Source organism: Paenibacillus sp. FSL R5-192 (assembly GCF_000517845.1).
Classification (GTDB): domain Bacteria; phylum Bacillota; class Bacilli; order Paenibacillales; family Paenibacillaceae; genus Paenibacillus; species Paenibacillus amylolyticus.
The window spans coordinates 179449-200684 of the sequence record NZ_ASPR01000003.1; the positions used below are offsets into that span (position 1 = coordinate 179449).

20 protein-coding genes are annotated in these 21236 nt (G+C 46.0%); 2 read left to right on the forward strand and 18 right to left on the reverse strand.

Annotated elements, in window-relative coordinates:
• Positions 1-127 precede the first annotated feature (127 nt).
• Positions 128-1006 carry a carbohydrate ABC transporter permease gene (locus C161_RS02640; RefSeq protein ID WP_036668102.1) on the forward strand — a complete coding sequence of 293 codons (879 nt, stop codon included), beginning with the start codon at positions 128-130 and terminating at the stop codon, positions 1004-1006.
• 45 nt (positions 1007-1051) lie between these two features.
• On the opposite strand, the gene C161_RS02645 is transcribed toward C161_RS02640, so the two are convergent.
• The 6 genes from C161_RS02645 to C161_RS02665 form a co-directional block, all read right to left on the reverse strand.
• The gene (locus C161_RS02645; protein ID WP_036668104.1) at positions 1052-1243 is read right to left on the reverse strand and encodes an aspartyl-phosphate phosphatase Spo0E family protein; all 192 of its coding nucleotides are present in this window, start codon (positions 1241-1243) and stop codon (positions 1052-1054) included.
• Positions 1244-1490: 247 nt separating this feature from the next.
• Entirely contained in the window at positions 1491-2513 is a 1023-nt protein-coding gene (locus C161_RS02650) for a hypothetical protein (protein WP_036668105.1), read from the reverse strand.
• A gap of 25 nt (positions 2514-2538) precedes the next feature.
• Entirely contained in the window at positions 2539-3537 is a 999-nt protein-coding gene (locus C161_RS02655) for a hypothetical protein (protein WP_036668107.1), read from the reverse strand.
• 28 nt (positions 3538-3565) lie between these two features.
• Positions 3566-4486, reverse strand: a complete 921-nt coding sequence (locus tag C161_RS02660; protein WP_036668108.1) for a helix-turn-helix transcriptional regulator — start codon at positions 4484-4486, stop codon at positions 3566-3568.
• A gap of 83 nt (positions 4487-4569) precedes the next feature.
• Positions 4570-4758, reverse strand: a complete 189-nt coding sequence (locus C161_RS32885; RefSeq protein WP_076253532.1) for a hypothetical protein — start codon at positions 4756-4758, stop codon at positions 4570-4572.
• Between the two features lie 142 nt (positions 4759-4900).
• Positions 4901-5224, reverse strand: coding sequence for an ArsR/SmtB family transcription factor (locus C161_RS02665; RefSeq protein ID WP_036606795.1), 324 nt, complete (start codon positions 5222-5224; stop codon positions 4901-4903).
• 205 nt (positions 5225-5429) lie between these two features.
• Between C161_RS02665 and C161_RS02670 the strand changes: the two genes are divergently transcribed.
• Entirely contained in the window at positions 5430-6797 is a 1368-nt protein-coding gene (locus tag C161_RS02670) for an MFS transporter (RefSeq protein WP_051449547.1), read from the forward strand.
• Positions 6798-6881: 84 nt separating this feature from the next.
• Here the strand turns inward: C161_RS02670 and C161_RS02675 are convergent, their stop codons facing one another.
• The 12 genes from C161_RS02675 to C161_RS02730 form a co-directional block, all read right to left on the reverse strand.
• The gene (locus C161_RS02675; protein ID WP_036668109.1) at positions 6882-7904 is read right to left on the reverse strand and encodes a BtrH N-terminal domain-containing protein; all 1023 of its coding nucleotides are present in this window, start codon (positions 7902-7904) and stop codon (positions 6882-6884) included.
• Positions 7901-8464, reverse strand: a complete 564-nt coding sequence (locus C161_RS02680) for a hypothetical protein (RefSeq protein ID WP_036668110.1) — start codon at positions 8462-8464, stop codon at positions 7901-7903. The genes C161_RS02675 and C161_RS02680 overlap by 4 nt, the downstream gene beginning before the upstream one ends.
• A 32-nt stretch (positions 8465-8496) precedes the next feature.
• Positions 8497-10263 carry an ABC transporter ATP-binding protein gene (locus C161_RS31320; RefSeq protein ID WP_051449548.1) on the reverse strand — a complete coding sequence of 589 codons (1767 nt, stop codon included), beginning with the start codon at positions 10261-10263 and terminating at the stop codon, positions 8497-8499.
• A complete protein-coding gene (locus C161_RS02690; protein WP_036668111.1) occupies positions 10260-12005 on the reverse strand; it encodes an ABC transporter ATP-binding protein in 1746 nt (581 codons plus the stop codon). The genes C161_RS31320 and C161_RS02690 overlap by 4 nt, the downstream gene beginning before the upstream one ends.
• Positions 12006-12016: 11 nt before the next feature.
• Positions 12017-12490 (reverse strand): hypothetical protein, encoded by a 474-nt coding sequence (locus C161_RS02695; protein WP_036668112.1) that lies wholly within the window; start codon positions 12488-12490, stop codon positions 12017-12019.
• Complete coding sequence (locus C161_RS02700) at positions 12477-12746, reverse strand: phosphopantetheine-binding protein (RefSeq protein ID WP_051449549.1); 270 nt, start codon at positions 12744-12746, stop codon at positions 12477-12479. Before C161_RS02700 ends, C161_RS02695 begins: the two co-directional genes overlap by 14 nt.
• Complete coding sequence (locus tag C161_RS02705; protein ID WP_218641004.1) at positions 12747-16382, reverse strand: non-ribosomal peptide synthetase; 3636 nt, start codon at positions 16380-16382, stop codon at positions 12747-12749.
• 108 nt (positions 16383-16490) lie between these two features.
• The gene (gene fabD, locus C161_RS02710) at positions 16491-17750 is read right to left on the reverse strand and encodes an ACP S-malonyltransferase (protein ID WP_036668114.1); all 1260 of its coding nucleotides are present in this window, start codon (positions 17748-17750) and stop codon (positions 16491-16493) included.
• Positions 17751-17780: 30 nt separating this feature from the next.
• Positions 17781-18806: an HAD-IIIC family phosphatase gene (locus tag C161_RS02715; RefSeq protein WP_036668115.1), complete on the reverse strand. Its 1026-nt coding sequence runs from the start codon at positions 18804-18806 to the stop codon at positions 17781-17783.
• On the reverse strand, positions 18803-19960 hold the full coding sequence (locus C161_RS02720) for an acyl-CoA dehydrogenase family protein (protein ID WP_235193722.1): 1158 nt from the start codon (positions 19958-19960) through the stop codon (positions 18803-18805). Before C161_RS02720 ends, C161_RS02715 begins: the two co-directional genes overlap by 4 nt.
• 77 nt (positions 19961-20037) lie before the next feature.
• Entirely contained in the window at positions 20038-20280 is a 243-nt protein-coding gene (locus C161_RS02725; protein ID WP_036668118.1) for an acyl carrier protein, read from the reverse strand.
• Between the two features lie 84 nt (positions 20281-20364).
• Complete coding sequence (locus C161_RS02730; RefSeq protein WP_036668119.1) at positions 20365-21210, reverse strand: 3-hydroxyacyl-CoA dehydrogenase family protein; 846 nt, start codon at positions 21208-21210, stop codon at positions 20365-20367.
• Between the last annotated feature and the right edge of the window lie 26 nt (positions 21211-21236).

The window sequence follows — 21236 nt, forward strand, 5'->3', positions numbered from 1 at the left end:
ATTTTGCATAAATCCAGACAGCGACTTTCAATAAGAAAGATAGAGATCGAAATGGTTCAGTTCGTCTATATCTTGTACACGCGAGCGATTCAAATCGAATTATGCAAAATGCAGAGGAGGAATCAAGGTGTATCACAAAACAACCGGGTACCGTATATTCAATGGTTTCAACCTGATATTCATCGCGGCCGTCTCGATCCTGTGCATCCTGCCGCTGGTCCATATTCTGGCGGTTTCCTTCAGTGGTAAAGCGGCAGCATCCGCCAATCTGGTAACACTGTGGCCGATTGATTTTACGGTGGACGCCTATACCAAAACATTTGGTAACAGTAACTTTATCAGCGCACTCTGGATTTCAGTCCAACGTACCATTCTTGGCACACTGCTCAGTATGACACTTGTCTTCCTGACGGCTTATCCGTTATCCAAGGAGAGTCTGCACTTTAAAGGACGTTCGTTATATGCGTGGTTTTTCATCTTCACGATGCTGTTCAGCGGGGGATTAATTCCATCCTATATTTTGATCCAGAAGCTTGGATTGATGAATACGATGTGGGCTCTCATTTTGCCGGGAGCGGTGGCTGTCTGGAACCTGATTCTCATGATGAACTTTTTCCGCAACGTGCCAAAAGAGCTGGAAGAAGCCGCATTCATTGATGGAGCCAACCATATCACAACTCTGTTCAAAATCTATCTGCCTGTATCCATGCCCGCCATTGCCACGATCTCTTTATTCACCATGGTAGGTCAGTGGAATTCCTGGTTCGACGGTTTGATCTATATGAATGATGCTTCCAAATATCCACTCGCCACGTTAATGCAGACCATAATTGTACAGCAAGATTTCTCCAACATGAACGTGGATGCAACGCAGCTCCAGAACATGTCTCAACGTACGGTGAACGCGGCTCAGATCTTTATTGGGGCTCTGCCGATTCTGCTCGTATATCCGTTCTTGCAGCGTTTCTTCGTCAAGGGGATTGTGCTCGGGGCGGTAAAAGAGTAAGGCAAACACACGGAATCCCTTCTTGGAATTCTTTGTTCAGAAAGATCATGATTTCAGTTGATTCGAGATCGTTCTCCCGCGCGTTGCATTGTTATATTCATTAATTAACTCATCCAGCACCATGGATTGGCGAATAACCTCCGGATGCCATAGTTCCGGGTATTGACTTGCAATCTGGTAGAGTCTTTGCCGTGCATTCTCGATACATTCCTGAATGGTTTCCGGATTATGTACCATACTCCCGCCCCCTGTTGTCCTTGAATATCATCATCCAAAAAAGACCATCTAATATAATATTCGGAACAAGAGGGGATTTGGATTACCCCAAAATTAAAATTTTGGTTATTTTTTCTTGTAAAAGTTATGATTAGCGTGGATCACATGAGTTGATGTGTATATATGTTCAATACAAATAAACCGGATCGGCTGCGCCTGTCCGGTTTTATTCCTGCTGAGTTCTTCAATTTCCTCTATCATGCTCCAATTATCTTAATCCAACATCCTTAAAACGATTACCTATCGTCTCTGGAAAGGCATGTTTAATGGCATCAATAGCACGTTGTTCCGTAGCCCCTGCCTTCCGGATAAGCTCAATCACGCTTTGCACACATTCCGGTTCTCTCGAATCCCAAGAGATGGAGTTGTCTATTTCCTCAATGATCATTGTGTACAGGTTTGCGAGTAGCTCATACTCGTCTATGACCTGGTCCATTTGAATGGACAGATGCTTAAGTCCTGCAACATAAGAGGCAATATCCAATCTTGATTTGGCATAATAGCGAAGTACAGTTGCCGCTTGTTCTGCGTCATATGTTCCTGACTGCAAAGCAGCAGCAATAGCGGCATACGCAGCCGCCCCACAGGCATAATCTTGGGGCGGCAGCATGTAGTCATGAGTTTCCCATTTGTACACGGCCTGGATTAACGATTCCTTGCAGACTTCCCATAAATCGATAGATGCACAGGCTTCCAGAACCTGATAATACCAGTAGGGTGTACTATTCCTACCAAACGAATCATAGGGCAGACGAATGATTTCATCACCTTGACTTTCACAGATGAATAAGACCCGTTCCACATCATCATATCCAGTAACAATGACAAATTGATCGTGCCAGAGAATCGCACCTACGCCCCGGTCAATGGAAGCTTTGATATCCAGCAGAGCCTGTTTCTGATAGAGCGGAAAGGTTGGTTCGAACGAAAAGCCCGCTGCCTGGCTCGCCGTCACACCAATGAAGTCTGCTGCGACAAAGTTCTCTGCCATCCAATTGTATGCGGAGATTGACTCTGACGTCAGACGCCGATCCACCACTAATCGGAATGCACTTGCTGTCATACCTGCAATCATGTGGTGTGGGAAAACCGTCCACTGTTTATGTAATAAAATGCGATACAACGCATCTGTATATGCGCTCACACCGCTCCATGATCTATATTCATCAGCAAAACTCACAGCTTGCGGGGATTGAATCCAGTCCTGCAATACTACTTTTGTCGCCATCATCCTTCAAATCCCTTCCCCTCTCATCCTATCGTGCGGAATGTGCTCCCCACCGTGGTATAGTGGACCTTTTACGGTCAGGATACTTCCTGGATATCACTCGAAAATAATCAATAGCCTGCTCTTCCAATGCTTTTGCCTTCACTAGTACCTGTGCTAAATCTTCTGTGGTGTTTGGTCGCAAGATACGTCTATTCTCCTGCTGAACTATATATCCTTTCATTTGGGCAATTAACGTCCCAAGCTGTTCATAACATGCACAAGCCTGGTCCAGTTCGTTCCATATCCCTCGAACACCCTGCAAATACATCCTTATTTCGGTTCGCGAATGGCAGAAGGATTCCAAAATATAACCTGCACCGGATTCATCGAAATCCCCACTCCGCAGGGCCTCCACCCACACATCATATGCCTTTTTACCTGAAGCAATATTCTGATCAGGTAACAGACGATAGGGAATGTCCCAATCCTCAATTGCCAGTCGCAGGGATTCCAGCAGCATCTGCTGTTCAGAAATGCGGACCTGATCACCAAACACCTGACAATACCAAAATCCGGTAAAGTTTAAGCCGAAATTGTCATACAACAAAATCTGCGGTTCCTTGCTCCATCCGTCTTGCACATAAAAGATGCGGTCACTGTCATCATATCCATGAATAACACCGAACTCAGGAATCCAGTAAATCACACCAGTGCCTTCATCAATACTCCGTCTCACCCAATTCACTGCATCCTGCTGATAATAACTGAACGTGGAATGACGTGTACGTCCCCCATCCCAGATCGTGAATATCCCCAGGTTATCGACTCCAGGACGATGTGCTTCCCCCCATTGTCCATACGCTGTAACCGACATGGGAAGTAGTCTGCGATGCACCGACAGCTTGAAAGCCATGCCCGTATATCCGGCAAGTACAACCTTGGAACCTTGAAACTGGCCTGTATGGGTTAGTATCGCATGCAGACTATCCACGTACGATTTGGACTCCCGCTTCATGATGAGGTTATCTAAAATGTTCTCAGCCAAGGATGGATCTTCTCCTCTCTACACTGGTTTATTCCACGTTTTGCTTACCTTGTATCGCGAGCCTGTCAATTAATCCTTCTGCGCTTTGCTGAAGCTTGCGTCTAAGCCACCCAGGAGACAAAAGTTCCTCCCATTCACTAACAAACAAATGCTGCAAGAAAGCGTCCGTGTCATAAAATTCAATTGAATAAATCTGATCTTGCCTAGCCCGAATACGATACCCTTCCCATAGGTCCATTTGCTGCAATTCCTTCAAGCGAATCTCAGCTACAAACGGTTTACGCACAGGCAGTGTTTCTTCCCATCCACTTAGGAGAGCATCTGACTTGTACTCAAATCTCTCATTCAAGATCGATACATGAACAATGCCCTCCAAGCGAATGGCCACTTGCTGTACAGGGTCTGCTTCATAACCCACCACGTAATCGGCGTTAAACTGGGATATCATCTTTAATGGACACAAGGAAAACTGCCGTTCTCCATCGTGATCCCTGTAATGAATATGTACTCTGCGCAAGTCAGTTATGGCGTGGGACAACAATTCAAAGAATTGCAGTTGCTTCGGTTGCGCCGAAAATACTGGGAGCTCACTACTTACCATCTGTTGTTCCTCCAACGTAAAACGCTCCAGCAAATGCGCTACACGTTTCACCGCGTCCGATTGATCATAATCGTAATGCCGGTAACGATGCGCCAGATATTTCAGCACACGCTGCTCTTCTTCGGTCATATACAAATGGGGCAATCGAAAAGTCTGATCCTCATAACAATAGCCCCGATATTTTGCCATATACACCAAAGGGGCTCGCAAGGAACTTGCCATATATTCAATATCACGCTGAGCCTGACGACGGGAGATTTCAAATTCACGGGCAAGCCAGCTGCTATTCGGAAAACGTCCACCCCGAATCTGTTCGTCAAACCAGTGAATCCGATGCATGTTACTCATCTTCCCGCCCCCATCTCATCCATTCCTAATATATTCGATTATATCAAAAGACATGGCCCGTTCCGAAGAACAGGCCAGTTATGTTATACATGTGCCTTATCCACTCTGGATTGCACGGCTTTGGAGCATTTCTTGCATACTTTCAGACTTGTACCGTCTGTTTTTGTTTGCGTATACAACAATTTAATTCGGGTACTGCTACACACCGGGCATGTTCCCCGGCCCCTGGAAGGAAGACTCCACAAAACGCGTCCTCTTTTAGTTTTTGCCAATGGTTGTGAACCTCTTTTCGATATGGTTTGTGTGTTCACCGTTATTATATAGGGCATGGTACGACACAGAATGTCGCATCAGTATTAGAAGTATTTCAAAAAATAAAAATGTCCCCTCTTCGACCTGAAGAAAGGACAACATTTAGGAAGGATCTGTGCTCGACTGAGCTGCGGCCTGCAATAACGGTTGCAGGAGTCCTGGAAAGCGCGTTTCCAAATCATCGGATCGCAGGGTGAGAAAATGCTGTGTGCCCTGCACTCTGACCCGAATGACTCCAGCTTCTCGCAGGGTCCGAATGTGATGCGACATCGTTGACTTCACAACAGGTGCATGAAAATGACTGCACGGCTGCTCCCCGCTTCTCGCTGCTTCGGCAACAATCCCAAGACGGGTCGGGTCGCTTAATGCGTACAATACGGAGGAAAGTTCAATATCTGATACTTGTGGATGATGTAAAATCTTCATATTGTAGTCTCCTTTTTTCAGACTATCCATTGTATTTTAACACAGATCCATGATATATTTCTAATGTTCGACACCAATCGAACTTTAATGATTTCGTTATGTAACCCCTGCTGTTAGGCACGGGATTGACATCATACTACATTTTGCAAATGTTACACACCGTTTCTGAAATGTTGCGAAATACACATCACTCTAGGAGGTTTTTATGAACAACACCGCAACCGCATCATCAGGGGAACGGACCGGAATACAGGAAGGTTTAATTGTAAGCTTGCTTGGCTTCACCGTTGTACTCGTTGTGATGAATACAATGATGTTTAATCTGGCCCTGCCCAAAATTGCAGCCGAATTTATGCTTACATCCGTCGCTTCCTCATGGATTGTTACAGGGTATTCCATTGTATTTGCCATTTCTTCGATTACGTTCTCACGTCTATCGGATTTCATACCTATTCGTACATTATTCACGACCGGGCTTACGTTACTTGGTGCGGCATCCGTTCTCGGGTTCTTCAGTAATCATTTCATCATTTTGCTCATTGCACGTCTGATCCAGGCTGCGGGTGCTGCTTCGGTTCCGGGGCTTGCCATTGTGCTAATTACCCGGTACATTCCGAATGATCGCCGGGGTAAATCGATGGCTGTCATCATGTCCGCCAGTTCACTTGGTCTTGGACTCGGTCCCGTCATCGGCGGAAGTATTACTCAGTTTCTGGGATGGCATGATCTGTTTATCGTTACAGGATTAACGTTATTCTTGATTCCTGTATTTTTCAAACTGCTTCCTCGGGAAACACCGCAAAAAGGTTCATTTGACCTGCTGGGTGCCGTGCTTCTCGCCATCGGTACTACCGGTGTGCTGTTATTCCTGACTTCCCGTCAGTGGTTCACGCTTGTCATCGGTGCTGCGGCACTGCTTCTGTTCTGGCTCCGAATTCGGCGCGCGGCAGATCCGTTTGTTCAACCTGCTTTGTTTAAAGACAAAAAATATATGATGCTCAGCTCGCTGGGGATTGTATCGTACATTAATAACTTCTCAACGTTGTTCCTGTTACCTCAAATTTTGGCGCATCTATATGGACTGACACCTGCTCAATCGGGACTCGTCATCTTCCCGGGTGCAGTCGTGTCCATGCTGCTGTCCAACCGGATCGGCCGCATGATTGACCGACATGGCAATACGTTGCTACTGAAGTTTGCCCCATGGCTACTACTGGCAGCTGCCGGACTATTCGCCTTATTTGCAGACAATAACATCTACGCCATCATGGCCGTGTATGTCCTGCTCAGCGTAGGCTTCTCTTCCCTAACCACCAGCGTGTCCAATGAATTGTCTGGAAATCTGACTATGGATCAGGTGGGCGCAGGTATGGGGCTGTTCCAACTCAGTCAGTTCTTCAGCGGTGCTTTCAGTGTTGCTGTTACTGGCGTAGCATTAACGGCGATGCAAAACATGCCACTGTCCTCAGCGTACACCAATATTTTCTGGGGCATGACTGTGGTCGCACTGGCATCCGTTATTTTCTCTCAGGTGTATCTGAGAATGCAGTCACGGAAACAAGCTGCTGCTTAATATGAAGCAAGTCATAAAAAAGGCCCATAAAGCGATGTTCGCTTTATGGGCCTTTTTGCAAATTCCGTAAGGTTTCCTAGACTCCTAACTCGCAACCAGAATCTTTACCATGTTATGCGCTTCTTGTTCTATACCTATAATTTCTCCAATTTTACTCAACACTCGGTTCAACATGTGATAACGACTATCCATATCCAGGTACTGACTTTTCAATGTCATATTAGCGGCGAGATTCCATCGTTGCGCAGCATATTCGTATGCTTCCACCAGTTGATGAATATCCGGATTATATGGCATTCCCTCTCTTAGGAAGTGGCCATACAAATATCTGTTATTACTTATGCCAGCCAAGTCGCCATACATATTGTCCAGATATTCTTCGGTCAACACTGATGAATCTTGCATATGCTGACGTGTAGAGTCTATATATCTTTCAATTGCAGGCAGGCCTACATGCGGATTAACTAATTCATACCACTCAACCTGATTCACCAGTTGCCCGGATTTTCCATCCATTATTTCATGATTTTGATGAAGCATATCGTAGAATTCTCTCTCTTTTACCTGTTGGACGGCACTCCCAACATCTAATATAGCATAACGATAACGCGTTCCCTCACGAATCAACGATGTCTGACCTAGATCAAGAGCTTCAAATAACGTCTGTTCATCCATATTGCCTTTCAAATGATAAAAATCATCAATAAACTCAAACTGTCCATCTGTATAGTCGGACAATACAATACAATGCGACGAATGAAGTAATTGATACAGTGAATTATACTGCATATAAAATACATCAACCCATACAATAACTGCTTCTTTTTGCTGAAGCAACGTCATGATTTCCTTTATAACCTCGGCCCGATCATTTTTTCTGACGATATTCAAATCAATATGATGAATATGTTGAAACTCATTTTCAACCGACATATACGTGGGAACAAGCTTCGGGGTGCCCCTCTCCGGGTCTTCATGGTACATCATCCCGCATTGTTTCCACACTGCAAGAAAATTCGTAATTTGTTTATAGTTGAGAATGCTGCTTACACATAAGGTAAAGCAATCTTCACCTTCTTCATGTGCTTCTCTGGGCTGAATATTCATATACTCCACTCCTTCCCCAAGGTTAGTGCAAAGATATGCATGCATGGATTGTCCGGCAATAGGATCTTGTCAAATGAAATGGGTTCTTCGAGTGTAATCTTCTGAAACCAGATAATAGGCTGTTTGGATGTCAGTAAGGCCCCCTTTTGGGTACACACCCCACTACATTGAAACATCATTTCCTCATTATAATGTGGAACCGTCTCGGTCCAGTTGGTCAGGTCCAATGATGCTCTCCCCATCCGCTCTCCATTTCGTTCGAAATAAATGAATTCATGGTATGAACCATTATCTGCTGCACCCAGAATGTATAGTGTCGAATATAGATCGATAGGTACCGGAATGTGCTGGCTATCCAGTTCTATATTATTAAACGCCTGTCTGTGTAGAGGAAAATGAAACGGAACATCCTGCCATTGTACCTTCTCCTGATCAGGCAGTTCGTCTCCAGGGTACGAGGAACCAAAGGTCGTGAAATTACCAATTTGGTTTGCAGCAAGATAACTGAATCCATTGTTGTTATAGTGTTCTTCCAAATGTAGTGGACAATAGATGGTCATGTCATAAACCTCCTAGGATCGTTCTACTTATTTCAGGTGACCACTGACCCGATACCTTGACGCTGATTCTTGAATAACGTGTCATACACCTCATGTCGTCCAGCCAGCTCCAGATGAGTGCCCGTAGCAACGATCTCTCCCTGATCGAGCACAATAACTTGCTCGGCATCCTGAATAGCTGAATAACGGTGTGCGATTACAAGCACGGTCATATCTTCTGCGATCCCGCGGATCACCTCATTTATTTTCCGTTCCGAGTCATTATCCAGTGCAGATGTTGCTTCATCCAGAATCAGCATTCGGGGTCTTGTTAACAGCACCCTGGCAAGAGCCAAGCGTTGCTTCTGCCCTCCCGATAGCTTAATACTTGACTCACCCAGGATGGTATTATACTGGTCGGGCAACCCTTCAATGAAATCATCCAGTAAAGCCATACGACATACCTCTCGTACCTCTTCTTCTGTTGCCAGAGGCTGTACGAGTCTGAGATTATCCATGATGGACATACTGAACAAGGCATTCTCCTGCATAACGACCCCAATATGTTGATAAAGATATTCTGATCCCAAGTCACCAATGGGCTGTCCGTCAACAAGAATGGCCCCTTGCTGTGTTTCGTTCTGCCCCAGAATAAGTTTGATTAACGTGCTCTTCCCCGAACCACTTCTGCCTACGATAGCCGTATAATCACCGGGCTGGATGTTCAGATTAATCTCATGCAAGACATTACTTTGATTCTCCTGATAACGAAAGGAGACATCCCTGAATTCGAGATGCCCTTGGAACTCTGGCTGTAATGCGAGCTTTCTCTGTGGTGTAACCGGAAGTTCCAGCAATTCAACGATCCGTTCAATGGAAGGTGTCACATCATGGAGTTGAACATTGGAGGCATTAATCTCATTAATGTTGTTAATCATCTGTTGATAGTAGGTCAGAAAGACAAGCAATCCCCCGATCGTTAATTCCCCCTGAAAAATTAGCAAACCACCGATAAAATAAAGATTCATCTTATTAATAAAGTCATCCTGGAAGGTGTAATACAGCTCATTGGCGTAGGTGTACGCCAGATGCCGGAACTTGATTTTTCCAAATCTCTTCCAATATCCCACAAACTTAATGGATTCTTTGCGCTGCATATTCAGTGCCTTGATTTCCTTCCAGTGTCTGAAGCTGTTCGATATCCATGTCTCATATTCTCCGGTAGTCTGACGGAATTCGGAGACCAGCACTTTGGCCTTTTTGCCCAATCGGGAACTGATCACAAAGGAAATGGGAAGCATGATAAAACCCAGCAAAGCCATCTTCCAATTCAGCGACAACAGAATAACCGCATACGCCCCTACACTGATCCATTTGAATGTATAATCAATCAAATGCAAAAAGATAAAGTCTTTGACCAGTGTGACGTCTCCATCCAGCCTGTTCTTCAGATCTCCCGCACTATAGCGCTCATATAAAATCGGCTTCATGCGCACTAATCTTTTCCACATATTCAGTTGTAAATCCAACTTGGTCCGGCCTAATAACCGGTTACTGAACAGGGTTTGCAGCCCCAGAGCGGTTGTCTCCAAAGCAAATAAGCCCAGGTATCCGGCAAGGATATAGGGCAACATTCCAAGCTCCCGTCCAACCATGACATGATCAATGAGCAGCTTGTACAGATAAGGAATCATGAGGGCAATAGCGGTCAGGGCCAATTTCAGTGCACCCAGAATAAAGATTTGACGGTTCGCATTTTTGATAAACGGCTTAATCTGTTTAAACAGTGCATACCGGGAAGTTGACGGTGCCTTGGTCACGACATCAGTCCCTCCTTCCGGATGAAATCTTCTGCAAATAACTCACGGTAGTGCTCACTATTCTCCAGCAGATATCCATGTGTGCCTGTAGCTACAATGCGTCCCTCATGCACAACAGCAACCCGATCAGCATTCAGGATAGAGGATAAGCGATGGGCGATGACAATCGAAGCCCGATCCTTGCTCAATTGCTGCCAGGAACGCTGGACCGCTTGTTCAGCTTCATAGTCCAAAGCGGAAGTGGCTTCGTCGAATATAATCAATTTGGGTTGCTTTAGAAAAATTCGTGCAATAGACAGACGTTGCTTTTGTCCTCCAGAGAACTCCATTCCCCCTGCGCCAATAACGGTGTCCAGACCCTGAGGAAGCGAACGGATAAAGTCTCCAATAAAGGCCTGATCACATGCCTCCAACAAGTGGTCGTCATCCGCATGAGCGCTGCCAAGCATCAGGTTGTAACGAATGGTTTCGTTGAACAGTATGGCTTCCTGCTGCACGATCCCTACTCTCTTACGCAGTCGAGACAGAGCATAGTCATCTATATGCCTGCCGCCAATGCGAATCTGCCCTTCTTCCGGGGCATAGAAACCGAGCAGCATGTTCACAATCGTTGTTTTGCCCGAGCCACTTTTTCCTACAAGCGCAACGGATTCATGGGCACCGATCTCCAAGGTGAGACCGTTCAGCACATAGGGACCCTGTTCCTCATACCGAAACCTTACTTGCTCGAATGACGTCTCCCCATCTTCCATATCCACTTCCGAGTGACCACCGCTTCTTTCCGTCTCTTCATCCAGAAGTTCAAAGACTTTGCGTGACTGTACCGTCAGCTTGGGCAGATTCACAACCGCCTCGTAGATCATCATCATGGATTGATTATTCTTGGTCAGATACGACATAATGGCAACAAAGGCTCCTGCCGTAAGCTGTCCCTGAACAATAAGCACACCAGCAATGGCGTAGATAGACAGATCCGATAGCAAAAAAATAAATGCATTAGAGCGGGTCGACATCCATTTCATGACTTCTGTCTGATTGTCGAGACGAATCACATCTGCACTCTGTCCCGTAAACAGTGTAGTGACCCGTTTACCACTCCCCAACAAACGAATATCTCTCATGCCTTGAAGCATCTCCAGCATCCAGCTGACAAAATGCCCGTATTTCTCACGCAAAATCGTCTGCTGCTTGGTCATCTTACGATTAAAATACTGTGATACCCAGACCGAAACCGGAACTAACACCATCATGGCTAAGGCGATATACGGATTTAGATAAAACAAAAAAACAAACGATACCAGCAATTTCGTGAACGGAGCAGCCATCTGAAAAATGATTAACTCTATTAACTGCATGACAGAATCCGTGTCTCTTGTTAGACGTGTGACCAGATCACCGGTCTGGACTTTTTGAAAATAAGACGCTTTAAAATGAAGAATGCGATCAAATAAACTTTTTCGAATATCAAACAGAAATTTAACATTCAAATAAATCCAGATGGATTTAATGATCCAACTCAGAGCCCTTACACCTACATACAAAGCAATATAAGTCAAAATAACATAGCCGAAGAAATGAAGATTACGGTGATAGAACACTTCGTCGATCAAAATGGCAAAAATAAGCGGTCCAATCAGATCCACCACCACCATGATCAGCTCACAAAACAGCATGGTAATCAAGCTGATCCGGTAAGGTTTGGCGAATGTACGGATTCGTTTGCTCAGTGAAATATTCTCCATGCCATCCTCCTCTAGGATATCCAGCTCTCAAGTACGGTCTGGCTCTGGGACTGTACCTCCGTAACAATCGAGATCTCGGTTGTATGGGAGGACTTCATCCGCTCCCCCAGCTCTTCATTCCATACACCTTCGGCTGTAATACGAGTGGTAGCTGATGTGGGGTCTTGATTAACCTCAAGAATCTGCGCAGCATAACGTTTACCCTGTTCTTCTGTGTACCAGATCAAGGAGTCGCCTTTCTTAAATCCCGAATCAGGCTTTTCTGTAAATTCAGCTATAATGTGTACTTTGGTGTTCTCCCCTTGCAGAGATTCAGCCACTGCACTTGCACTGGCGGTCTCACTGCGCAGATAGGAGGTCGTATGGAATTGCATGGCTAGTGTCACTAATGCGGTTACGGTTAATCCAATAATAACAAGTGCCGCCACGGGTAATTGAATAGAAAGCCTGAACCAGATCTGTCCTATTCGTCTAGTCCGGCTCATGTTCCGAATCTCCTTCAATGAGACTGACCAGATAATCCCTGAAATCGGCAATCGTATCGGTTTGCACAAAGGTCAATCGGTCGTCGTCTATTTCAATGTCGAATTCTTTCTCCATCTCAACCACAATTTTAATGTAATCGAGCGAATTCGTCCCCAGTTCGCCCCAGGCTTGATCCATCTGAGTATCCGTTCCACACGCCATAACCTTGTCGATGACCTGTATTATTCGGGTCTCCAATGTCATGATTTCACTCATTCAGATCCTCCCCATCATGTGAGATTTAGCCAACTCATCGTAATACTCCCGTTCAAGCAAGCTTATATTCCTGTATATCTCCGGGAGTTTATGAAACGATGTTGGTTTATATGAAGAAGTAAGCACGTACTTGGCCAGAACTGCGCGAATATCACTCCACTCCATGACAATACGCTCACGAATATGTGTCAATCTGGAATCCGCACCCGTTAGATTGGCACAACGATACACCTCTGCCTTTTTGGCACTAATCAATTTATGAAGCGAAATGACCCAATCCTCAGCCATTGAAGACACCAGTTGTTGATCATGAACAACGGCCTCGAACTGCGGCACACTCTCCACCAGCCTTGCCAAACTGCTCTCCACCCGCTCCTGTTGCTCTTCCATGTGACTCACATAGATCTGCCAGTATGCCTCCAACTGCTCCTGACTGGAATCTCTTCGATGTATCACCGGATTATGCTTGTTGTAGAACGTATAGAAGGTGTTTACTTCCATATTAAAATGATCGATATAACCATGATAACTGTCCATCAGATCCTGGTAACTGACGGTTCGTTCTTCATATGACAAGTTATCATGATGCTTATGCTCCATCACGGTAAACGTCTGGTTGATCGGATCAACACCGTATACAAGCCAGGTATGTGGAATATGCTTTTTGAGATAGGTATCATTGCGTATGGATGTGTAATAGACGTCAACCCAGACAATAACCGGTCTGGCATTCAGTACAGCTCGACTGACATCCTGTATAATGTCCTCGCTGATTTTCACCATTTCATAGCCAATGCCCAGATCGTCCAGAATGTCCGTATCTTTGCGGCAGGAGAAGAAACCATTCACAAGAAATTGCTCATTGTCAGACCATAGATACTCGTCCACATGATGGATGAAGAACGGATGTATGCTTTTTTTCTGCTGCAATACAATCGGGAATAAAGAGTTATAGAAACATAATTTGAAGAAGACATCGTTAAAAGGATGGTATCCATCGGAATGGGCTCCCCATGAATGCTCCATGCCTATAGATGATGATAACGTCTTGTTAACCTGTACAACGTCAGATGCCTGCCCGTTATTTTCACTTTCATCTGAATCTGCAAGCCCGGGATTATCTTTCAGAACCGTTGCAAGCATCCTTATGGTCGGATTGTCATACAAAATGGAAGGCAGTACCCGAATACCGAGATTCTCCAGTTCGACCTCCATTCGAATCACAAGCAGGGAGTGCCCTCCAAGCTGAAAGAAGTCGTCGTCGATACCGATCCGTTCCATTTCCAGTAATGTACACCAGACATGTACCAGTTGGTGCTCCAGCTCACTCTCAGGCGGTGCATAGTTCATTCCAAAATGTAAAGACTGCTTCTGGTTCAATAACTCTCGTGTATCTATCTTCCCGTGGATCGTCCGCGGCATATGTGATATTTGAATGTATTTTGAAGGCAGCATATATTCGGGCAACAATGACATCAGATATTGGCGAACATCCATGACATACAGCTCCGTATCTGCCACGATATAAGCGGTTAGCACCTTTTCACCTTCGACTCCGATCGTCAGTACAACACATTCGCCAATCGGACCGTAACGGTTCAGATGTCGCTCAACTTCTGCCAATTCAATCCGATGACCTCTGATTTTAACCTGCTTGTCCATCCTTCCCAGAAACAACACGCGGCCTTCCGCTGTCCACATCCCCGTATCGCCTGTGCGGAACATCCGCTCTCCTTCAACAAACGGTGACTCGGCAAACTTCTGATCCGTCAATTCCGGCAATCCTACATATCCTCGGGATACCCCTTTGCCTGAAATACATATTTCTCCGGGTACGCCCACGGGTAACATTCGTCCATGCCAATCTCCAATATGTACGAAATAACCCTGAATGGGGCGACCTACCGGAATCGGATCAACAGTCTCTGATGACAGCTTCTCATAGAGCGCACATACCGTCGTCTCCGTGGGACCATACGTATTGTATACATTGGTATAGGTGAGCAGATGTCCAATGTCCGCCATCTTCAACACATCCCCACCGCTGATAAAGGTGCGAACACTCGCAAGATTGGGCATCCGGTTAAGCTCCCTCAGAATATGAGGTGTAGTACTGACAAGGGTGACCTTGTGTCGGTCCAGTAACTGCACCAGTCCGTGAATATCTAACAGTTGTTCCCGCTGAACCACAACAAGTGTTGCCCCCGCAGTTAATGCAGGAAACACTTCCTCCATATAAGTATCAAAGGTACTGGCGGCTTGTTGAAGCACCTTGTCTGTTGAATTTAGTTGAAACTCGGCTTGAAAAGCGTTCACGTATGCACTCAGATTTCGTTGCTCTACTCCGACCCCTTTGGGCTGACCCGTTGATCCGGAGGTGTATAGAATGTATGCTAGACCACTCATATCAGGTAAGGTACTTAAACCACTTCCATCTTCTGCTCCCCATGGGGCATCATCCAGCTTAATCATTTCTATGCCTGAGCCTGAGGGCATAGCCAATGTCATCTCCTCTAGAGCCTGTTGTACCTCCGTTTCCAACTTTCCCGTCAGGAAAATACGTGCATCCGATTCCATTAAAATATGACGTATACGCTCCAGGGGATATTCAGGATGAAGAGGAATATAGGTTCCGCCTGCCTTGAACACTGCCAGGATCGTAATGATTAATTCCACGGAACCTGCCATCATGACAAGCACTGGACTTTCGGCAGTCACTCCAGAGGCAAGCAAGAGACGGGCCAGTTGATTGGATTGCTCCTCCAGGGACTGATACGAAATTTGGCGATCTCCCTCTATAACCGCAGTCTGGTTGGGTATTCTGTTCACTTGTTCAAGAAATAAAGTACAGACAGAACGTTCCTCTGGCAGGGAAGAACGTGGACTTTTGTTCCAGCTTTCCATGATTTCATTCTCCTCTTCCGAAGAAAGGAGCCAACTTATGGATAAGGGTTGGTCTGGTAAGGCTGTTGTCTGTTCCAGCAATCGTATGTAGTGGGAACATAAACGCTCGGGTTGACTGGGTTCAAGAGGTATTGCACCATAACGGAGGGTCATGTGAAGTCGTTGGTCTACGCGATCAAACTCCAGTGAACAATGGGTTCCTTCATCCAGAACAGGCTCCTCATGAATTCCTTTCATATACAAAACCGTCTTCAACTCGCACTCCTCGGGAAGTCGTCCCAGCTTCTCTGCCATCTTATCGTAAGGAAAATGCCAGTACGTTCGGGCCGACATGACTTCAGCCTTGGTATCCAATACCAGTTGTCTGAACGATGCTGCCTCGTCTACTTTTCCACGAATCGCAAGCAAGTGAGAACTGCGAAAATCCTCGACTTGTTCTGGAGTTAGAGGCATACCCAACAACACATTCTGGTGTCCGTAATAACGATACAACAGATGTTGAAATCCCGATAAAAGCAATATATACAACGCCAGATTCGATCCCCCGCTCATGCGGATCAATCTTGCGGACAGTTCATCTGGAAAGGAAAAGGAAAGAACCTGTACGTTTGGTTCCCCAGTCTGGATCGAAGGTTGTAGAATTCCGTCAAACAAAGTTCCTATATGAATATCGCCATCTAGTTGTTCCTGCCAGTACGTTCGTTCTTCCTTAAATTTATCACTCGACATCATAACATTGAGTAGATGGATATCCATGATCTCACCCCGAATACATAGTAAACCGGCACAACAAGTGTTGATCTCACCTGTCATGCCGGTTGATTGGTGTACACGTACTTGTTATGCCGTAGGAACTTTATCGTCACTCCACAAATAATACTGTCCCGTCTCGTCCAGGATCTGGTGGAACCAGTCATCCCGCTCTTCCTGCTCTACTTGTTTGGTTTCGAATATGGTACCCAGCCATTCCAGAGACAATTTCATCTGCTCCGTAGTCGGTGCCCGATCCGCTGCCTCAAGTTCTTCTTGAAGCTGCTGGATTCGTTTATAAGGCTCAACGACTCCTTTTTGATATTGCTCCTGATCCCAATTCCGGTTCGGTGTGGCTACCGCCGCGGCCATACATTTGGTCACTACCGTTGGTCTCGGTCTGGATACAACAGCCTGATCCAGCAACTCCTTCAATGCTTTGCGGTCCTCTTTCTGTCCATAGGCAAAAGACTTCATGCCCAGCTTGTCCAGCTCCACCAGTCCGCTCAGGACATTCTTTGGTCCAAGTTCAATCGTCAGCGTGACACCATGCTTTTTGAGATATTGCATCGTCTGTGTCCACTTCACCGGCTGGGATAATTGCCTTTGGAGCAGTCCCTTAATTCGCTCAGCTTCGGTATACGGAGTAGCGGTCACATTAGATACGACGGGCCACTTGAATGGGTGGAAACGATAATTGGCAAGTTCTACCGCAAGCTGTTCACCGGCCGGCTCCATCAAACGGCTATGAAACGGCGCACTCATCATCAACGGGGTCGTCTGGGCATCTTGATCCAGCAAGAGGGATTCAACTTGTTCAATCGAATCCTGATGACCGGATATGGCATACTGACCTGAAGCATTGTAACAGGAGATCGCAGACCAGGCCGTATCGGTTGACACTTGCTCACAGGCTCTGCGGATCATACCCTCATCTGCACCATCAATGATGGTCATTCCCCCATCTGCTTCATCTGCGATGAGTTCGGTCAATTCGCCACGCCGCTTGGTGATCCGCACAGCATCACCAAATGTCATGGCACCGGAGCATGTTAGTGCTGCATATTCACCCAGGCTGTGACCCGCGCAGAACTGCGGGTTGATCCCGATCTCCTCCATGTAGACACGATAGGCAACAACACTTGCTGTCAGCAATGCCGGCTGCATATTGGAAGGTTTGTTCAGATCAAACAGGCTGCCTTCAAAACTCATTTTGGCCAGATCAAAGCCCAGAATATGATTAGCTTCTTCATACGTTTGTCTTGCAATCTCGTACTGATCATAGAAGTTTTTCATCATACCTATATATTGGGAACCTTGCCCTGGAAACAGAAATGCTATTTTTTCCATTGATTGAACACCTCGCCTCTTAGATTGGGTTTACGCGATAACTTCCATGGACACATACGCAGGCTGATCCTGAATCATGCTTAGATCACTCTCAAACAAATAAAAATCTCCGTTGTGCTCAATCTCACGGAATCCAGCAAATTTGTAAGTGATCATCATCGTACGATTGCGATCTGTTGATACAAACTCGGCCTGCAAACGGACGTTCGCTTCCTTAGCCATACGCATCACATGATGCAGCAGCAACGTACCTGCTCCTCTAGACATAACGCGACAGGAGACCAGTAGTAGTTTAAGCGTCCAAACTTCGTCATTTAATTCGAGCAGAGCCAGTCCGATTTTTCCATATGTGCCGTACTTGTCCTCCAATCCTGCAATCAGCAGTTTGTGACGTGGAGAGTACCGGAATTGATCGAGTTCCTCGTAAGAGTAGGTATAACCTGTGGCATTCAGTTGATGTGTTCTCACCGTCAGTTCCTCTGCACGCTGTAGATCCCCTTCCTTCACCTCGGAGATCGTGAAGATCATGCCAAGAGAGGCCAGGAATTCATCTTGAGTACCTTCAAATTCCTCCTCCTTCTCATTGCGAGCAATATCATTCATGTACATCTTTCTGCGTAAGGCAGAATCCTCGGTAATGAAACGTGGGTTCATCTCATCCATATCCGTTAATTCAAGGTAGGCCAGCGCATCGATACAGAGCACGTCGGGGTGAGTGAATAATACTTCCTCACGTTCGAAAGGCTGATCATCGATAAAGGCAATCGTGTCCATTCCGATATTGATGGACTCCACAATCGTTTTTACCGATCGGGATTTGGCATTCCAATTGATTTGTGGATAGATGAAATATTCACGCAAGCCGAATTCTTCCAATTTGGCCATTGCCAGTTCATGATCGTTACGGCTGGCAACCGATTGCAGAATGCCCCGTTCATCCAGTGTACGGATGACTTCTACAATATTTTCTTTCAGCGTGACCTCTTCATCCTCCAGCAAAATTCCGTTCCAAATGGTATGGTCCAAATCCCAGATCACACATTTAATTTTTTTCATGACAAAACAGCCTCCTCTTGTACGGATTCATGGGTACTCGCAGCGTATGAAGCAATAACCATCTCATGCATTTGTGTGGTGCCCTCAATAATCTCATTCACGCGGGCATCCCGATAGAAGCGCTCCACTGGATACTCCGCACTACAGCCCTTGGCTCCATGAATCTGTACCGCACGGTGCGCTACCTTGTTGACCATATCAGCCGCATAATATTTAGCCGTCCAGGTCTCCATAATGGAATCCGGGTCCATTACTTCTTTCAGATAACCGGATTGATAACATAAGAGCCTCGCTGCTCTCACATCCACAATGATTTCTGTCAGCATTTTCTGAATTAACTGATTTTCCTGCAAAAGAGTTCCGAACTGACGGCGGCTGCCTGCATAACTCAGTGAAGCATCCAGACAGGCTTGTCCCAGTCCAATACAGCCCCAAGCTACGGTGTAGCGACCATAATCCAAACAATGCAAGGCTACCATGGAAACACCGATACCTGGGCTCCCTACCATACGATCCGGGCCAACATAACAATGCTCCAGATGCAGTTCCGCGAGCATCGAGCCTTTAACCCCCAGCATTCCGTTGATCGGCTGCGTCTTCAATCCCGAATTATTCCGTTCCACCAAGAATGCGGTTGGTTTATCATTCACTTGGGCAAAGATGAGAAACAGGTCAGCAAGCTGACCCATCGTGATCCACTTTTTCTTCCCGTTCAGCTGATACCCATCTCCATCCAATTCGGCAATAGTCTCGATGCTTTTGGCATCACTGCCCACTCCCGGTTCGCTCAGTCCAAAGGCTCCAATGACTTCACCCGAGGCCAGTCGTGGCAACCAATAGGACCGCATATCTTCGGAACCAAACTTCTGAATGGCTATGGCTACCATACCGTGAACAGTAAGCAGACTCCGGACGGATGAACATCCTCTTCCGATCTCCTCATTCAGCACCCCAACCGATATCGGATCAAGCCCCATGCCTCCATACTCCCTAGGAATCATGGAACCCAGATAACCGGAGGATTTCAGCGAATCGATAACCTCTGGATGAAGCCGTTCCTCTCTATCGTGCAAGCCTGCGTATGGGACGATATATTGATTGGTAAATGATGCAGCATCCTGCTTGCATTGGAGCTGCTGTTCGCTCAATTCCATTTTCAACACGTTAACCTCCTTAGAATGGGACTGGATGAATGCAAACGGTACACTGGACTGTGGACCGAATCAGCTTCCTAAGAACTGACCATCTTGCTCTCAATAAGCTCAACGATGGCGTTAATGGACTTGAAGTTCTGCAAATCCAGATCTTTATTGTCGACACGAATGGAGAATTCCTTCTCCAGAAACATAACTAGTTGCATCGCAAACAACGAATTCACAAAACCAAGGGCAAAGATATCCTCGTCGTCCTGAAGCTCGTGCTTTTTGAAAAAACGACCCAGAAACTTGCGAACTCTACCTTTAACTTCTTCCATGTGTATTACTCCCTTTCCCTCATTAAAATGGTGTTTTGAATACGCAATAAAGCTTTTCATGCCATGAACGATTCATGCAGTTGATTAGTAACTATAGAAACCTTCCCCCGACTTTCTTCCAGTCTGTCCGGCGTGCACCATCTTTCTCAGTAAAGGACAGCAACGGAATTTCGGGTCCTGATAGCTCTCATACAGCACATCGAGCGAATCCACAACAGTATCCAAGCCGATTAAATCTGCTGTCTCCAGCGGTCCCATCGTGTGTCCATAACATTTCACAAAAATATCATCCACCTCACGTGCTGTAGCCACCTGATCCTGTAGAACAAAAGCAGCTTCATTCATAAACAGATGGGAAATCCGGTTCGAGACAAATCCGGGAAAGTCGTTAACCAGAATCGTCTCTTTACCGATGGATGACAATAGTTCAGTTACTTCTTCAATGGTACGATCCGAGGTGTGCATACCCTTGATCACTTCAACTGCTGATTTCAGGGGAACCGGATTCATAAAATGAGTACCAATGACCCGATCAGGCCGCTTGGTTAGTGCTGCAATTTTGGTAATGGAGATACACGAAGTGTTCACCAGAAATATGCATGCCTCATGACAGATCGGATCGATCAGGCTGTACACTTCCTTTTTGATGTCCCACTGTTCATTCACATTTTCAACGATAATATCAGCTTCACGAAGCATCTCCAGTTCCGTCGTCATATGGATGCGCTCCATGATGATCTCCGGGTCTTCCAGTCCCTCTACTTTCTTGAATAACCTCAGCATCCGGATATTGTTATAGATCTCTTCTCCAGCGCTCTCCAGCACTTCATCCTTGATATCCACCAAGACAACCTCATGACCTGTCTGTGCAAAACTCTGGGCTACACCGCGGCCCATCACGCCTGCTCCAATTACCCCGATCTTCTTCATTGTCCCTGTTCCTCCTGTTTGTGGGG

Coding starts and splice junctions, on each gene's coding strand:
- C161_RS02665 (WP_036606795.1), bottom strand. CDS start 5,224: ATGAAGATTTTACATCATCCACAAGTATCAGATATTGAACTTTCCTCC.
- C161_RS02670 (WP_051449547.1), top strand. CDS start 5,430: ATGAACAACACCGCAACCGCATCATCAGGGGAACGGACCGGAATACAG.
- C161_RS02695 (WP_036668112.1), bottom strand. CDS start 12,490: ATGAGCCGGACTAGACGAATAGGACAGATCTGGTTCAGGCTTTCTATT.
- C161_RS02660 (WP_036668108.1), bottom strand. CDS start 4,486: ATGAGTAACATGCATCGGATTCACTGGTTTGACGAACAGATTCGGGGT.
- C161_RS02725 (WP_036668118.1), bottom strand. CDS start 20,280: ATGGAAGAAGTTAAAGGTAGAGTTCGCAAGTTTCTGGGTCGTTTTTTC.
- C161_RS02715 (WP_036668115.1), bottom strand. CDS start 18,806: ATGAAAAAAATTAAATGTGTGATCTGGGATTTGGACCATACCATTTGG.
- C161_RS02690 (WP_036668111.1), bottom strand. CDS start 12,005: ATGGAGAATATTTCACTGAGCAAACGAATCCGTACATTCGCCAAACCT.
- C161_RS02720 (WP_235193722.1), bottom strand. CDS start 19,960: ATGGAATTGAGCGAACAGCAGCTCCAATGCAAGCAGGATGCTGCATCA.
- C161_RS02730 (WP_036668119.1), bottom strand. CDS start 21,210: ATGAAGAAGATCGGGGTAATTGGAGCAGGCGTGATGGGCCGCGGTGTA.
- C161_RS02705 (WP_218641004.1), bottom strand. CDS start 16,382: ATGATGTCGAGTGATAAATTTAAGGAAGAACGAACGTACTGGCAGGAA.
- C161_RS02645 (WP_036668104.1), bottom strand. CDS start 1,243: ATGGTACATAATCCGGAAACCATTCAGGAATGTATCGAGAATGCACGG.
- fabD (WP_036668114.1), bottom strand. CDS start 17,750: ATGGAAAAAATAGCATTTCTGTTTCCAGGGCAAGGTTCCCAATATATA.
- C161_RS02680 (WP_036668110.1), bottom strand. CDS start 8,464: ATGACCATCTATTGTCCACTACATTTGGAAGAACACTATAACAACAAT.
- C161_RS02700 (WP_051449549.1), bottom strand. CDS start 12,746: ATGAGTGAAATCATGACATTGGAGACCCGAATAATACAGGTCATCGAC.
- C161_RS02675 (WP_036668109.1), bottom strand. CDS start 7,904: ATGAATATTCAGCCCAGAGAAGCACATGAAGAAGGTGAAGATTGCTTT.
- C161_RS02650 (WP_036668105.1), bottom strand. CDS start 2,513: ATGATGGCGACAAAAGTAGTATTGCAGGACTGGATTCAATCCCCGCAA.